Below are 15,513 nucleotides of genomic sequence, written 5' to 3'. Positions count from 1 at the left end.
TTTTTTATTTACTTAATTATAGCCATTAGGGTTCTGCTTCTGCCAATTCCAGCTATCAGCAAGCATATCTTCTAAACCATATTGCGGCTGCCAACCCAACTCAGCAACTGCACGACTATTGTCTGCAAAAGATGTGGCTACATCTCCAGATCTCCGCGGTGCAAATTCAAAAGCTACAGGCACGCCATTAACTTTTTCAAATGTATCCTTAACTTGCAAAACAGATGAACCATTACCCGTACCAATATTCCATGCACGACAACCTGTCGCATTCAATCGGTTATTGAGAGCACATAAGTGCGCATTCGCTAAATCGACCACATGGATATAGTCACGCACACCAGTACCATCCACAGTTTCATAATCATTACCATAAATGGATAGTTTCTCACGGCGACCAACAGCAACTTGTGTCACATACGGCATTAAATTATTTGGAATACCCTGTGGGTCTTCCCCAATACGTCCACTTTTATGTGCACCGACTGGGTTAAAATAACGAAGTAATGCGATTGACCATTTTGGATTAGATGCGGACAATTTTTGTAATAATTGCTCGACAATCAGTTTAGTATAACCATAGTTATTACTTGGTATACCTGTTGGCATTTCTTCATTTAATGGAGATATATTGGCTTCATCATAAACTGTTGCAGATGAGCTAAATACAAGCGTATAGACACCTGCCTTTTCCATCGATTTAACCAGTTGAACGCTGCCAGCAATATTATTATCAAAATAAATCAGCGGTTTTTCCTGACTTTCACCTACTGCTTTTAAACCTGCGAAGTGAATCACAGCATCAATTGAATGATCCTGAAATACACGATCAAGTTCATGTGCATTACGAATATCGCCCTGCACAAAAGCTAAACTCTTTTGTGTGATATCCTGAACTCTCGTTAATGATTCTTCTGAGCTGTTTGATAGATTATCAAAAACAATAACTTCATGACCGGCATTTAAAAGCTCTACACAGGTGTGTGAACCAATATAACCAGCTCCACCAGCAACTAGGATTTTAGCCATCTACTTTTCCTAATAATATTTTAATTAATCCACGTGTTGAGGCATCTAATGATGAAAGATCATTTTGAACCCCATTTAAAATAGGTAATAGCTGATCAGCAATCTGTTTGCCTTTTTCGACACCCCATTGATCAAACGGGTTAATATTCCAAATTACGGACTGCACAAAAACTTTATGCTCATATAAAGCAATTAACATTCCCAAACTATACGGATTTAACTCTTTCAATAATAAGGTCGAACTCGGTTGGTTACCTTCATATTGCTTGTAAATCGGCAGTTTTTCTAATTCAGTTGAGTCTAAAGCGTCATTACCAAAGGCCAATAATCTTGATTGAGCCAAACAATTCGATAATGCAAGATGATGCTGTTCGACTAAAGCGTCTGCATTTTCAACATAGGTAAAATGGTCAGCGTTATAGCGTTGGACTGGGGCAATAAAGTCACAGCTGACTGCTTGAGTTCCCTGATGTAATAACTGATAGAAGGCATGTTGAGCATTTGGTCCAACTTCACCCCATACAATTGGGCACGTATCGAGTTCGACTTTTTGACCGTCACGTTGTACCGATTTACCATTAGATTCCATTTCAAGCTGCTGTAAATAAGCAGCGAAATACTTTAATCGACCATCATAAGGCAATACAGCATGTGTTTGAATATTTAAAAAATTATTGTTCCAAACGCCTAATAATCCCATTAAAAGAGGAATATTTTGCTCATAACTTGTATTTTGAAAATGTTCATCTATTGCATGAGCACCAGCTAAGAGTTGCTGAAAACCTTCAACCCCGATACTCAACGCAATAGGTAAACCAATGCATGACCACAATGAGTAACGGCCACCTACCCAGTCCCAAAGCAGTAATTGATTTTCTGGGGCAATCCCCCATTCAGTCATTTTATCTGCTTTTGTTGATACTCCAACAAAATGACTTTTTAAAACTCGGGCATGTGTTCCCAAAGTTTTTTCAAGCCACTGACGTACGGTTTGGGCATTTGATAAAGTATCAATCGTTCCAAAAGATTTTGAAGAAATAATAAATAGTGTTGTTTCTGGACGAAGTTGGTGGAGTAACTCCGACAACTGACTACCATCCATAGTCGATACAAAGTGAACATTTAAAGGTTTAGCCGTTTTCACTTTAAAATCTGACAACGCATGCGTGACCATTTGTGGCCCTAAATCAGAACCACCCACACCAATGTTCACAACATCTTGAATCACTTCACCGGTTGCACCGCGATATTGACCAGCATGAATCTTTTCCACTAAGGCATACATACGTTGTAACTGGCTATGGACTTGAGCCGTTAACTCTGGAAACTTCGAATAGCTAACTGGTAAGCGTAGTGCCCAATGCATTGCTGCACGTTGCTCTGTACAATTTACTTTATCTTGTGAAAAAAGACGTTCAATCCATTGATTTAATTGTTTAGTTTTCGCAAGAGCAGTCAATTGTTCCAAAATGTCTTTAGTAACACGATGCTTACTATAATCAAAAACTAATGGATCAAATTTTATAGAATATTGTTGAAAGCGATCTGGTTCTGAAGCGAACAATTCTTTTATGTGTAACTTTGAATTTTTCTCACCCATTAACTGTAATTTTAGTAAAGGTGAAACCAACTCTTTAGGAAATTTCTCGATAGATTTACTCATAAACGACCTACTCCTTCATAAGCAAAGCCCTTAGCCTTTACATATGCTGGGTCATAAATATTACGCCCATCCAAAATTAAAGGATGTTGCATCAATTGTTGTAACTGCTTAAAGTCAGGACTCCAGTACTGTTTCCATGCGGTAACCAAACATAAGGCATGTGCGCCTCGAGCAGCCTCATATTGATCAGTACACAGTATTAAATCCTTACGTTCACCATATGTAGCGGCAATTTCATCTAATGCTTGAGGATCATGCAAACGTACTGTGACACCTTGCGCCCACAATGCAGCTAATAAAATATGAATTGGCGAGTTATGTATGCTTGAGGTATTTTCTTTGAAGGATGCACCCCAAATAGCCACGGTTTTACCATTCAAATTACAATGATAATAATTCCACAGCTTACGGAATAAAATTTCTTTTTGTTGTTCGTTAATCGCCCATACCTGCTCTAACAGTCGACTTTTCGCCCCAGTTTCAGAAACAGTACTCGAAAGGGTTAAAATATCATGCGAAAAATTTTCACCGCCAAAACCAACTCCAGCGGACAAGTAAGCCGCACCAATACGTGTATCAGCCGCAATACCATGCTTTACGTTGGCGATATCAATACCGAGTTTCTCTGCCACCATAGCTAAGTCATTCATATAACTAATGCGGGTCGCCAACATGCCAGAAATACTAAGTTTAGTAAACTCAGCATCCAAGATCGGCATAAATAAGTATTGATAACTAAAACGGAAAAATGGGCGTAACAACTCTTGCATTGTATCCCGTGCATGATTGGACTCAACACCAACAATGACATGCTTTACATTCAATACGCTATTAATGGCATTCCCCTCTTGTATTACATCAGGGAAATAGACCCACTCGTCTTTTGGTAAATATTGTTTTAACTGATCAGTTCCATGTAAGCCAAATGTAGAACCATTTACCATTAAACGAGGATGAACAATAGGACGTTGACTTAACTTCTCAACTGTATTTAAAGCAAGCTGAATTTGTGTAGGGCTAAAACAGAATAAATAAACCTCAACATCAAGAGGAATAGCAGAAAAAGGACTTTCTTGTAGAAAACCCGATCTTCTTTGTTTATTTAAATAGTTATTAACTTCTTGATCTTGATAGGAAAGTACAGAAATATTTTCTTCGCAGGTGACACTTGTGCACCAATAAATCTGATTGCCATATTCAGCTAGTAATGCTGCCATTACACCAGCGTGTAAGGTGGTTCCAAACACTGCGATTTTCATTGCACACCTGTTTTTTTAATATTCTATAGATTTCTCTTCCCGTTAAGGGAAGAGAATATATTGATTGTTTATTATATTCAGCAGTTTTTACAAATGCTTAAGTAGAACTACACAATACTACAACTTAAGTTCTTGAATTAACTGTTTAAATTCTGACCCTAATTTAGGATGTTGAATGCCATAATGTAATACAGCTTTTAAATAACCAAGCTTACTACCGCAGTCAAAAGTTTGGCCTTGCATACGATAGGCTTCAACAATATCTGTTTCTTGTAACATCGCAATCGCATCTGTTAACTGAATTTCATTACCTGCACCTTTTGGCGTGTTTTCCAAAAGTTGCATAATTTTTGCAGGTAATATATAGCGACCCACTACAGAAAGATTTGAAGGTGCAGAACCAACATTAGGTTTTTCGACAATACCTTGCATGGCAACGCTTTCACCCTCATTAGGGCTATGCGCTACATCTACAATCCCATATTGATCAACAAGGTTATCAGGTACAGCTTCTACCATAATCTGTGCGGCTTGGCTGGCATCATAACGTGCAATCATACGGGTTAAATCATTTCGCCCCGAGTCGTCTTTTACCAACACATCTGGTAATAACACAGCAAAATCATCTTGACCAACAATACTCTTTGCACATAAAACCGCATGTCCTAACCCTAAAGGCTGAGGTTGTCTTACACTTACAACACTCACATGAGGTGGAACAATTTGGGTAATTTCTGCAAGTAAATCAAATTTCTTTTTTTGCTCTAATGTTGTTTCTAATTCAAAGTTTCGGTCAAAATAATTTTCAATTGAAGCTTTTGAAGAGTGAGTGACCAAAATAATTTGCTCAATTCCTGCTTCAACTGCCTCACGCACTACATATTCAATGGCTGGACGGTCAACAACAGTCACCATTTCCTTTGGAATTGACTTACTTGCTGGTAAAAAACGTGTGCCTAGACCGGCTACTGGTAGAACTGCTTTTTTGATCATAACAAAGATTTCAAGATATAAAATTTACTTTACAGAGGAATCAACATTTTCTGGAACATCATTACCTTTAAATAAAGATGGTCCAACATGCCCTGGCGCGTTAATGCCTTCACGCTTAGTCATCACTTTGACTGTTTTAAACATAATTTTAAAGTCAACCCAAACATTATGATTGTCGACATACCACACATCACATTTAAATCGCTCTTCATAATCGAGCTCATTACGGCCACTTACCTGAGCCAAACCTGTCATTCCTGGACGTACTTCTAAACGACGCGCTTGTTCTGGTGAATATAATGCAACAAAGTCTTTAAGCATTGGACGAGGTCCAACTACACTCATGTCACCCTTAAGCACATTAATCAATTGCGGCATTTCATCTAGGCTTGTAGATCGCAATTTTTGACCAAATGGTGTTATACGTGCCTCATCTGGTAATGGATTTCCTTCTACATCAAAAGCATCCTTCATAGAACGGAACTTAATCATTTTAAATAGTTTTCCGTCCTTTCCAGGTCTTTCTTGATAAAAGAATATGGGTGACCCTAAATTTTTACGGACCTTATAAGCAACAATCAGAAATATTGGCGACAGAACACTTAAAGCTATTAAAGAAATGACTATGTCTACTAAACGCTTCATATTTTCATTCACTCATTTTTTAATATCTTTACGAAGAAAGGTATTATAAATTTTACCCAATAGATTTGCTGGTAACAGTCTAAAGGCAGACCGTATCAGAAACAGCATGTTAGCATATAGAGGATTTTGTAACTTTAGTTGTTTTTTTAAATCTAGTAACTGTTTTTCACTTTTAATATATTGGAAACCTTTACGACGACCATGCATACCATTATCAATACGTGCATAGACTAATACATCTGGTAAGTTCTGAATTTTATATCCCTTAGCAATCACCCGTAAAAAGAGATTATAGTCTTCCATCCACAAATGATGTTGATAGCCACCTACTTCAAGAATATGTGACTTTCGATAGGTAATTGTCATATTATTAAATGGGCTTTGCTTCTTTGCATAATTTCTTAGATCTTCATTTGATAAAGGAACGTTACGCATACCTGTCGGATTTTGAGTATCCTCAACAAACTCAAGAATTTGCCCACCTACAATTGATACATCAGGGTTTTTTTCTAAAAATTTAATTTGTTTTTCAAATCTTTCTGGCACATAAATATCATCTGTATCAACAATACAAACAATGTCATAGGTGCATTCTTGCAATCCAATATTTTTTGCCTTACCTGTTCCAACATTTTGTTCAAGTTTTTTAACTCGAAGAACTTTACCTAATTTTGCTTGCCATTTAGCAATAATTTGATCTAATTCAGGTGTTAAAGGACCATCCTCAATTAAAACAATTTCTGTAGGTTTTAAAGTTTGTTTATCCCAAATGCTTTCAATACAAGCATTAAAGTGTGCTGGATGCTCCTTGTGATAAATAGAGCTTAATACAGAAAACATAAAACCTTATCCTTGCAAGACTTTTTCAATCCAAATTTTCAAAATTTGTTCAGGTTGATATTTTTTAGCATTTAATAACGATTCTTGAGAAAAGCGCTCTAATAAGTCTGGAGATGACGCAAGTTTTAAAATTGCTTCTGCTAATTTATCAATATTTTGATCTTCAACTAATAACCCATTTTGATTTTCTTGAATGACGTCACTTGGGCCATATGGACAATTATATGAAACAATAGGTAAACCAAAACTTTGTGCCTCTATTAACACCATGGGTAAGCCTTCATATTTTGATGACATTACAAAGAAGTTAGATTGTTCGTATACTTGCTTTACGTTAGAAGTTGTCCCCATTAAAGTCACATTTCGAAGAGAATTTCTAGTAATGTAATCATCTAACATTGAATAATGTTCACCTTCTCCGTAAATATTTAACTGCCACTCAGGGATAAATTGATAGATTTTCTCCCACGCTTGAAGCAGATGCATATAATTTTTCTGATCAGTTAAACGGCCAATTGTTACAATTTGTTTATTATTCTGTTGATGTGTTGAGCTAATAGGAAATGGCGAAAAATTAGGTATCACAAGTACATTTGAATGAAATTTATCAAATTGCTCTTTGTCATTTTGAGTAAGAGTCACCACTTGATCAATTTTTCGATATAACAGTTTACTTAAAATTTGTATTTTTTGAGGACGACTGACAAAAGAAACATGTTCCAAAATTACTAGTTTTTTAATATTAGAGACAAACGCACATAGTAAAGACAATTTGCCCATATTATGGACAATTACCACATCATAATTCGAGGCAGCAATATGTTTTTTAAGTTTTTGATAAAAATGAAATAAATTACCATCCAGTGCTATTACGTTTATATTATCAGCAACAGGATATGCTGTACTATTTTTATTCGACTCTCTATTCAATAACGTAATATCATAATCTTCTATAACTGACATCTTATTGGCCAATTCAACAGCGACACGTTCAGAGCCCGATTTATTTCTTAACGAATTTATTATAAATAAAATTTTCATATATTATTTACCTGCATATACGAGCATATTAAAAACAGAAGAAAATATAAATGTTGGAAGCAATGTAACCAAGACTAAACCAGCTCTAAAAACAAGAATATTTTTTTTATTATCTTCAATAAACCAATAAATTGAATATAGTATGAAAATTAGAGCAATCATACAAATTCTTTTTGCAGGTGCATCAGATAAAAACAAAACAGAAAATAAGGAAATAAATACACAATACATATTTACATAATATAAATCTATATTCTTTCTATATAAAATCAACTTGTTTAATGACAAAAATATTAGCATCCCTGTACAAACAACCGCAAAAAAAAGTAGAGGAGAAGTTTCACCTGTATCTATCTCAGACTTTGAACTCGACAAGAAAATCATCGCAAATATAGAAATAATAGAAGTCAAAACAAATTTACTTTGGAAAAATTTCTTTCTTATAAAAATAAGTGGTAAAAATATAGCTCCCACATTATGGCTTAAAAAAGAAGTCAAATAAAAAAACTTAGATTTTATATGATTTTCATAAACAAGCAAAAAGGATAAGAAAAGAAATATCGTTGATATATACTGCCTATAAACATTTAAAAAACCCATAACATTAGGAAAAAACAATATAAATACTAAAATAAAGTATGGTTTTAGATTTTTTTTATAAGCAATATAGATAAATAAGCTAAAAATTATAGCATCCCATATAATGAATACAAAAATAGGCTCTTTAAAAAAATCATAGAGAATTTTACTTGTAATCCAATAAATTGGTTCTCTTAATACGTAAAGGCTTTTATAAAAATCCCAATTATAACTCATTGCCTCAGAGTAAACTATTAAGTCTTGTTGAATTGAGTTAAATCGTGCAACAATCGACCACCCCATTAAACAGAAGAAAACAAAAACATAATTTAGTAAATATTTTTTTTGTATAAAAATAAAACAAAAGGCCATTAAGCAAAGAAAACAATATATAAATAATGTCATTGGTTAACCCTATTACATAAGACTGAGAAATATCCATTAAAAATCAATTACATCACACTCTATGTTTTTAAAAATTTCATAGAATTGAAAATAATTAATATTTAAATCTTTTTCACATAACACTTTGATTCTTACATTTTTTAATGATGCTACATTCAAAGCTGCTGTGCTTAATAGCGTATAAACCTCAACAAAATAACCATCTTTCAATATATTTACAATATAATCCTCAAATATCAATGAGGAATCTATATATTTAAAATTATTATATTTCTCCACTTCACGTGGATGGGGAAAATAATAATCAATTTTCAAACTTTCAATAAAGTTTAGTATTTTCTCAGTATTAATACCTTTTATATCTTTAAAAGGTTGTCCTAAAAATATTTTCACTTTCTTTTTTTCTACTACAGTTTCTTTTTGCTTAAAAAGAGATATAAAACTAACATTTTCTATTATATTACTATAGTTATTATAAATAGAATAATGTTTACTGCTTTCACTTACCACATCCTGTGTGCTATATATATTTCCTAGCAACGCTAGAATTAGATCTTGAACTCTGCTCTTATTTTGATAGTTATAATAAACACTTTCTTTATAGATATTCGCAGTACCATCATCAAAAGTAGCTATATTATTTTTACTTAATTTTGATAAAAGTATATGTAAGAATGGATTATCAATACTAGCCAAATAAACATTATTATATTTATTTCTAGTCAATGTTAATAAAAAAAATTTAAATCGAAAAAAATCAAATATTCGATAAATTTTACTTTTAGATCTGACTAAGAATTTCCAAGATAAATCGCATTTCTTGGAAATATTATTAAAATAATAATCATATTTTTTATTTTCATTATATGAAAGACATAGTACATCATACGATGCAGGATTCTGATCTATTATTTTTGATGCTATCAACATTTGTAATGGTGTTAAGCAAACCAACAAGTTTTTATTAGCTTGTTTTTGCATAATTTATTCTCTTCCAAAAAATGACTAGCAATACAAAGTTACTTATCAATAATGCATAAGGGATTAACTCTATTGATTCCTTTGCAAAGAAATATAAAAAGACTAGATACACGATTGACGATAACGTTGTTATTTTAGAAATCATCAAATTTTTACCATGATAAAAAAAGTAGTTCACTAACATAAGATAAGGAAGATTTGCTCCGAAGCCCAGTAAATACATTATGACATAGTACTTTGAACCAACATAACTTTGCCCTAAAAACCAAAGATATACTTGTTCAGGCAGCAGCCAACCTACTACTGCTGGTAGTATACTTATAGGCAAGCTATACAATGTATATTTTTTTATCTTAGCTATAGTTAACGAGTTATCTTTAAGGCCTTGATAGTAATATGGTACTATTGCTTTATTGAGCGCCATAAGAATAATTGGCAACACGGCTGCAATTTGTACGCCTGCAGAATAAATACCTAAATCTATTTTTGAGTATTGTTGATAGATAAAAATACGATCTAACTGACCTTTAATGAAAAAGCTGGACTGATGTAAAATAAGTGGCAGCCCAAACGAAAAAATATAAAAGAGGCTTAAACGTAACCTTTGCCATGTAAAGTGATAATTATCTCTAAAGAGATCTCCTAATACTAAACTTGCGATCACGAATGTTGTAAGGTTTGCTACAATAATCGCCAATATTCGATAAGCTACTAAATCTTGAGTAAAATATTCAAGAGCTGCAACGGTAAATAAAACATTGGTTAAAGACAATATAATTTGAATCGCAATATATTTAAGTGGCTGCTTTTGACACTGTCTTAAAGCAAGCTGAACAGTGACAAAAGACTGAAACATTGTTGCTAGAACAACATATGCCATAATTTCGGCTTTAAACCACCAACAAGCAAGTAGCAGGACAAAAGAAATAACTATATTAAATAAATAGCCTGCCTTAACAACTGTATTTAAAGCTTTTTTACCATAAAAATAGAAATAGCGTGTAACTGCCCCATCTTGGCTTAAACCGACAAAAATACCAAACAACGACAGCATAGTTAAATAGTAAGACAACTCACCAAAGCCATCTGGTCCAAGCTTTCTTGTTAGGTAAGGCAACATCAGAAAAGGGAGACTTTTTGCAAAAAGCTCCCCAATCAAATAAATAAAGCTATCTTTTAATACCCGCATTTAGCCAATAACATCCATCGTTACTGGTGTGTTTAAACTAATATTCTGCGTCACTTTTTTCCCTAGAATTTCATCATAAAATTTAGGTGGTAAACCGAACCCTGGGCGTACACTACGGATACTTGATTCGTCAATCACATCACCTGCTTTTAAGTCTTTTACAAAGTAAAGTGAACGTCTAAATTTAACATTACCTTGTTCACTTGATTTTCTACCGTAGTCTACACGACCAAGTGCCTGCCATGCAGTTTTTGCAGATTGACACAAGTGTTGTAATTCTATGGGTTCCAAAGAGAAACTATCGTCTGGTCCGCCACCATTGCGGTCGAGTGTAAAATGCTTTTCAATAACACATGCACCTAATGTAACCGCTGCAATTGCAGTTGTATTATCTAAGGTATGATCAGATAATCCTACTTGAACATTAAAAGATTTTGCCATATCAACCATAGTTAGCAAATTATAATCTTCCGCTGGAGCAGGGTAACCACTTACACAATGCAAAACTACAAGCTCTTTGCAACCACCGTCATAAGCAGCTTGAATTGCTTCACCAATTTCTTCTTTGTCCGCCATACCTGTTGAAATAATCATTGGTTTGCCGGTTGAAGCTACATATTTAATTAATGGCAAATCGACCGCTTCAAAAGAGGCAATTTTATATGCTGGTGCATTAAGGTCTTCAAGTAAATCAACTGCAGTCCGATCAAATGGTGAGCTAAAAATTGTAATATCTAAAGCACGCGCGTGGTCAAAAAGCGGTTTATGCCACTCCCATGGCATTTGTGCTTTTTGATAGAGCTCATATAGAGACTGCCCATCCCATAAACCACCACGAATCATAAATTCTTCGTTTTGGCTGTTTAATGTAATAGTATCCGCACTGTAAGTTTGTAACTTAACAGCATCTGCACCACAGCGCTTAGCTTCTTCAATAATTTTAAGTGCAGTTTCCAAATGCCCATTATGGTTTGCAGAGAGCTCAGCTATCACATAAGGTGGATACTGTATACCAATATTTCTATGATTTATTTGCATTTACTTCACCTATCTTATGGATAATACTAGCTTAATAAAAACTCGGATTCGCCTTGAGCTATAAGTTTTTCTTCCTGATAAACACCATACTCAATAATGACATAACGTCCTATTTGTGTTTTTAACTTCGCCTTTCCGGTAAGCTCTACATTTGGATAAATCGGGGCTTTAAAATCAAGGTTTTGTCCTAAATAAATTGCATTTCTACTTGGATAGTCCATAGCTGCAACTTTTGATATCTCAGCAACAAGTAAAGCGCCATGGGCGATTCTATTTTCAAAACCCAGTGAAATCGCAGTCTCTTTATCCAGATGAACAGGATTTTTATCGCCAGACAAGGTAGCAAACTGATCAATTTTTTCCTCTGGAATAGAAAAACTCCATACATAACTTTTTTCTATTGGGCTATAAGCTTGCGACTGTATTTTTTGATAATCTTTTTTGAACAGAGCTAACTGATAGATATCATAGAATTTACCGTCTCTATAGTAATCCTGCTTCTTAATGCCTTCCATTTTAAAACCAAATTTGCGATGGAAATTAACAACAGCAAAATTAAACTCTAAAACTTCACAACATAATTTATTTAAATCTAATTCATTAAAAGCATAATCTAATGCCAGTTGCTCCATCTCAGAACCAATACCTCGTACCGTGGTATCTCCAGAGTAAAAAGCCCAAGATGCTTTCTTATTTTTGAAATCGATATCATTGAAGGAGAGCACACCTAATGGTGTATTATTTTGTTCATAAATAAAATAACGACAAGTATCATTTACCAAAATAGAATTAAACCACTTCAGATGAGCATCTAATTCAATAATATCATGGTTATACATATTCATACGGACAGAATCTTGATTACGCCATGTTAAAATCATTTCTGCGTCTTTCAGTTGGACTGGTCTTATTTTTCCTTTAAACATTACTTAACTCCAAGATTTTTTCACATGTTCTGACAACACCAAGCCCATCAACAAGTGCCATTATTTTGATTCTTCTTTGACGGTAAGAAACACTGGTGAAATCTAATTTACTTAAAAATTCGAATAATCGATCTTCTGTTAAAGCGTTACAATCGCCTAAATTATCAATTAAATCTTCCTCAGCCAAATATCCTAATAAGATACGCTGGTTATCTGCTACCTGTACTAACGCTGCATTTAACCCTAAACAAAAACGCTCCCAAACCGTTGAGCCACAAGCCCCTATAGCAAAACTTGAACTATTCATTAATTCAGCCATATTTGATGATGATTGCATAATTTTGATATTTGATTTATCAACAACCAAGCCCTCTAAATACTGAAATCGCTCTTTCTCCAACATTCCTGTAATTAAAATATAATCATATTTATCCACACGATTAATTACAGATATAACTTTTTGCAAAAGTGTAAAATTACCTACACCACCAAAGTTAATCAAAATCTTATTACTATTAATTTGTTCTTGATTTCTCAATGATCTAAACAGACTAAACTCTTTTTTAAGAAGGCAGTATTCCGGCCCCAACAACTTAATAGTTGTTAATGGCGTTGTAAGATCATAGCGCTGCTTATAATATGGGAAAAAGTTTTGGTCTAATAGAATTTCACATTCATGTTCACGAGCTAAATCGTCTATAACAATTAACTTCGAAACATGCTTCCGAATAATCCGTTCCCAGTTAATATTTAATGCATAATGATCAACGATACAGATATCTATTGTTTTCTCTTTTATTTTTTCAATAAAGTCTTCACTATCTTTTTCTATACTTACGCCTAACCAGTCTTTTTCCGACTTTGGCAAACTGCCAATTGTTGTTTGGCCTATAATTTCAAGTTGGAAGCCTGCATTCAATACTAAATTATAAAAAGCTTGCCCATAGTCTCTACAATAGAAAATACATTGATGCCCCTTTGCCTTTAAATAATTAGCAAGAGTTAAACAGCGCTGTAGGTGACCAGTTCCAATATGTTTAGCAGCATCAACTCTAAAGCCTATCCGCATTATCATAATTTCAAAGCCCCAAATAACATCTCTGCTAATTGCCAATCCTCTAGGGTATCAATATCCTGCACACGTGTTCTAGGGAGCTCGACAATTCGAGACTTGCTTGAGAAAACTGGATATTTTTCCTGCCACGCCTGTGCCGTTCCCCAGTAGAACTGCCCTGCGTCATGCCACGCTTCTTCTAAATCCTGAGAACGCTTATTAAAGTTTTCTGGTTGGAACATCTCAACATTACCCTCCTTATTCAATTTAATAGCTCTTTGAATCGGGAAAGCAAAAGTCGTTGCACTAAAAGCATAATCTAGCGGGTGAGATTGTAATAGCTGTAACCCAATTTTCAGATCATCAACCTGTACAAACGGTGCTGTCGCATATAAACAGCAAACAAAGTCTGGCGATTGCCCCCGTAATTGTGCAAAAGCTTGTATCGTATGCTGCATGACATCTGCTGTAGTTGCATAATCATCAGACAAATGAGCTGGTCGCAGGAATGGAACTTTCGCTCCAAACTTAACTGCAATATCTGCAATTTCTTGATCATCAGTCGAGACCCAGACTTCATCAAAACATTCACTTTTCAGTGCTGCTTCTATAGACCATGCAATCATGGGCTTACCGTAGAAGTCTTTAATGTTTTTACGAGGAATTCTTTTGCTTCCACCTCGCGCAGGAATAACCGCCAGTTGCATTATTATACCAACACCTCTTTTAGTGTCTGGTAAATGTATTGAATTTGCTCATCAGTCAAATCAGGGAACATTGGTAAGCTAATAGCAGCTTCATAATAAGCTTCTGCTTCAGGGAAATCGCCTTTTTTGAAGCCTAATTGTTGATAATAAGGTTGGGTATGCACTGGAATATAATGCACATTTACTCCAATACCCTTTTCTCTCAATATCTCAAAAATTTCTTTACGCCCTTTACTCAATTCATCTAGCTTTAAACGAATAACATATAAATGCAAACCAGAATATGTTTCCGGTAATTGGTATGGAGTAATTAACGGTAAATCTTTTAAGAGCTCATTATATTTTTTAGCAATCTCATGTCGTTTAGCCACAAATGTTTCTAAGCGAGTCAACTGTGTAACCCCTAATGCAGCTTGTAATTCGGTCATGCGATAGTTATATCCCAACTCAACCTGTTGGTAGTACCAAGGGCCTTCTGATGGTTTGGTCATAAATTCCGGGTTTCTTGTAACGCCATGACTACGTAATAAATCGATTTTCTTAGCTAAATCTTCATTATTGGTAAGCGCCATTCCACCTTCAGCTGTTGTAATAATTTTGACTGGATGAAAACTAAAGATTGTAATATCGGAATACTGGTTACAACCAATATAACTTTCTTTATATTTACCCCCAATTGCATGAGATGCATCTTCAATAACACTAAAGCCATATTCTTTCGAAAGCGCATGAATTTTTTCCATATCGCATGGCTGACCACATAAATGCACAGGCACTACAATTTTTGGTAATTTATTATTTTGCTTTGCAATTTCTAATTTGGCTTTTAGAGCATTAACCGAAAGATTATAGGTATCTGGGTCAATATCGACGAAATCAACATCTGCTTCACAGTACAATGCACAATTAGCCGATGCAACAAAAGTAATCGGAGATGTCCAAAGGACATCTCCTTTTTTCAATCCCAATGCCAAACAAGCTACATGTAAAGCTGATGTTGCACTATTCATAGCAAAGGCATATTTCGCCCCAACTAATTCTGCTACTGATTTTTCAAATAAAGGAACTTGAGGACCTTGTGTCAAAAAGTCAGATTGGAGGACTTGAACCACTGCATCAACATCAGCCTGATTTATATTTTGTTTGCCATATGGGATAGACATG

15 protein-coding genes are annotated in these 15,513 nt (G+C 34.5%); all 15 read right to left on the bottom strand.

Features of this window, described 5'->3' with window-relative positions; genetic code table 11:
- Window positions 1-12 precede the first annotated feature (12 nt).
- Entirely contained in the window at window positions 13-1,029 is a 1,017-nt protein-coding gene (galE, locus tag ACTJJH_RS13645; protein WP_440601289.1) for a UDP-glucose 4-epimerase GalE, read from the bottom strand.
- The gene (gene pgi, locus ACTJJH_RS13640) at window positions 1,022-2,692 is read right to left on the bottom strand and encodes a glucose-6-phosphate isomerase (protein WP_440601288.1); all 1,671 of its coding nucleotides are present in this window, start codon (window positions 2,690-2,692) and stop codon (window positions 1,022-1,024) included. Before pgi ends, galE begins: the two co-directional genes overlap by 8 nt.
- The gene (locus ACTJJH_RS13635; RefSeq protein ID WP_032037105.1) at window positions 2,689-3,951 is read right to left on the bottom strand and encodes a nucleotide sugar dehydrogenase; all 1,263 of its coding nucleotides are present in this window, start codon (window positions 3,949-3,951) and stop codon (window positions 2,689-2,691) included. Before ACTJJH_RS13635 ends, pgi begins: the two co-directional genes overlap by 4 nt.
- Window positions 3,952-4,068: 117 nt before the next feature.
- On the bottom strand, window positions 4,069-4,944 hold the full coding sequence (gene galU / locus ACTJJH_RS13630) for a UTP--glucose-1-phosphate uridylyltransferase GalU (protein WP_032037103.1): 876 nt from the start codon (window positions 4,942-4,944) through the stop codon (window positions 4,069-4,071).
- Between the two features lie 24 nt (window positions 4,945-4,968).
- Window positions 4,969-5,589 (bottom strand): sugar transferase, encoded by a 621-nt coding sequence (locus tag ACTJJH_RS13625; RefSeq protein WP_320124832.1) that lies wholly within the window; start codon window positions 5,587-5,589, stop codon window positions 4,969-4,971.
- A gap of 12 nt (window positions 5,590-5,601) precedes the next feature.
- Window positions 5,602-6,429 carry a glycosyltransferase gene (locus ACTJJH_RS13620; RefSeq protein ID WP_032037101.1) on the bottom strand — a complete coding sequence of 276 codons (828 nt, stop codon included), beginning with the start codon at window positions 6,427-6,429 and terminating at the stop codon, window positions 5,602-5,604.
- Between the two features lie 6 nt (window positions 6,430-6,435).
- Window positions 6,436-7,470 (bottom strand): glycosyltransferase family 4 protein, encoded by a 1,035-nt coding sequence (locus ACTJJH_RS13615; RefSeq protein ID WP_032037100.1) that lies wholly within the window; start codon window positions 7,468-7,470, stop codon window positions 6,436-6,438.
- Window positions 7,471-7,473: 3 nt separating this feature from the next.
- Window positions 7,474-8,454 (bottom strand): EpsG family protein, encoded by a 981-nt coding sequence (locus ACTJJH_RS13610; RefSeq protein WP_032037098.1) that lies wholly within the window; start codon window positions 8,452-8,454, stop codon window positions 7,474-7,476.
- Window positions 8,455-8,490: 36 nt separating this feature from the next.
- Window positions 8,491-9,435 (bottom strand): glycosyltransferase family 52, encoded by a 945-nt coding sequence (locus ACTJJH_RS13605; RefSeq protein ID WP_032037097.1) that lies wholly within the window; start codon window positions 9,433-9,435, stop codon window positions 8,491-8,493.
- A complete protein-coding gene (locus tag ACTJJH_RS13600; RefSeq protein WP_032037096.1) occupies window positions 9,419-10,624 on the bottom strand; it encodes an oligosaccharide flippase family protein in 1,206 nt (401 codons plus the stop codon). Before ACTJJH_RS13600 ends, ACTJJH_RS13605 begins: the two co-directional genes overlap by 17 nt.
- The gene (gene pseI / locus ACTJJH_RS13595) at window positions 10,625-11,662 is read right to left on the bottom strand and encodes a pseudaminic acid synthase (protein ID WP_001166640.1); all 1,038 of its coding nucleotides are present in this window, start codon (window positions 11,660-11,662) and stop codon (window positions 10,625-10,627) included. It lies immediately after the preceding gene.
- 26 nt (window positions 11,663-11,688) lie between these two features.
- Entirely contained in the window at window positions 11,689-12,588 is a 900-nt protein-coding gene (gene pseH / locus ACTJJH_RS13590) for a UDP-4-amino-4,6-dideoxy-N-acetyl-beta-L-altrosamine N-acetyltransferase (RefSeq protein ID WP_032037093.1), read from the bottom strand.
- A complete protein-coding gene (gene pseG, locus ACTJJH_RS13585) occupies window positions 12,581-13,663 on the bottom strand; it encodes a UDP-2,4-diacetamido-2,4,6-trideoxy-beta-L-altropyranose hydrolase (protein WP_320124833.1) in 1,083 nt (360 codons plus the stop codon). Before pseG ends, pseH begins: the two co-directional genes overlap by 8 nt.
- Complete coding sequence (pseF, locus tag ACTJJH_RS13580) at window positions 13,660-14,349, bottom strand: pseudaminic acid cytidylyltransferase (RefSeq protein ID WP_440601287.1); 690 nt, start codon at window positions 14,347-14,349, stop codon at window positions 13,660-13,662. Before pseF ends, pseG begins: the two co-directional genes overlap by 4 nt.
- 2 nt (window positions 14,350-14,351) lie before the next feature.
- Window positions 14,352-15,512 (bottom strand): UDP-4-amino-4,6-dideoxy-N-acetyl-beta-L-altrosamine transaminase, encoded by a 1,161-nt coding sequence (gene pseC / locus ACTJJH_RS13575; RefSeq protein WP_032037088.1) that lies wholly within the window; start codon window positions 15,510-15,512, stop codon window positions 14,352-14,354.
- Between the last annotated feature and the right edge of the window lies 1 nt (window position 15,513).

Source organism: Acinetobacter sp. 22301 (genome assembly GCF_052045285.1).
GTDB lineage: Bacteria > Pseudomonadota > Gammaproteobacteria > Pseudomonadales > Moraxellaceae > Acinetobacter > Acinetobacter pittii.
Note: the sequence above shows the minus strand (reverse complement) of the source record. Positions and strands in the feature narration are given on the sequence as shown.

Bases quoted from the DNA above. Each gene is read 5' to 3' on its own strand.
- ACTJJH_RS13610 (WP_032037098.1), bottom strand. From the start codon at position 8,454: ATGACATTATTTATATATTGTTTTCTTTGCTTAATGGCCTTTTGTTTT.
- ACTJJH_RS13635 (WP_032037105.1), bottom strand. From the start codon at position 3,951: ATGAAAATCGCAGTGTTTGGAACCACCTTACACGCTGGTGTAATGGCA.
- pseC (WP_032037088.1), bottom strand. From the start codon at position 15,512: ATGTCTATCCCATATGGCAAACAAAATATAAATCAGGCTGATGTTGAT.
- ACTJJH_RS13605 (WP_032037097.1), bottom strand. From the start codon at position 9,435: ATGCAAAAACAAGCTAATAAAAACTTGTTGGTTTGCTTAACACCATTA.
- galU (WP_032037103.1), bottom strand. From the start codon at position 4,944: ATGATCAAAAAAGCAGTTCTACCAGTAGCCGGTCTAGGCACACGTTTT.
- pseI (WP_001166640.1), bottom strand. From the start codon at position 11,662: ATGCAAATAAATCATAGAAATATTGGTATACAGTATCCACCTTATGTG.
- ACTJJH_RS13625 (WP_320124832.1), bottom strand. From the start codon at position 5,589: ATGAAGCGTTTAGTAGACATAGTCATTTCTTTAATAGCTTTAAGTGTT.
- ACTJJH_RS13600 (WP_032037096.1), bottom strand. From the start codon at position 10,624: ATGCGGGTATTAAAAGATAGCTTTATTTATTTGATTGGGGAGCTTTTT.
- pseG (WP_320124833.1), bottom strand. From the start codon at position 13,663: ATGATAATGCGGATAGGCTTTAGAGTTGATGCTGCTAAACATATTGGA.
- pseF (WP_440601287.1), bottom strand. From the start codon at position 14,349: ATGCAACTGGCGGTTATTCCTGCGCGAGGTGGAAGCAAAAGAATTCCT.
- ACTJJH_RS13620 (WP_032037101.1), bottom strand. From the start codon at position 6,429: ATGTTTTCTGTATTAAGCTCTATTTATCACAAGGAGCATCCAGCACAC.
- pseH (WP_032037093.1), bottom strand. From the start codon at position 12,588: ATGTTTAAAGGAAAAATAAGACCAGTCCAACTGAAAGACGCAGAAATG.
- pgi (WP_440601288.1), bottom strand. From the start codon at position 2,692: ATGAGTAAATCTATCGAGAAATTTCCTAAAGAGTTGGTTTCACCTTTA.
- galE (WP_440601289.1), bottom strand. From the start codon at position 1,029: ATGGCTAAAATCCTAGTTGCTGGTGGAGCTGGTTATATTGGTTCACAC.
- ACTJJH_RS13615 (WP_032037100.1), bottom strand. From the start codon at position 7,470: ATGAAAATTTTATTTATAATAAATTCGTTAAGAAATAAATCGGGCTCT.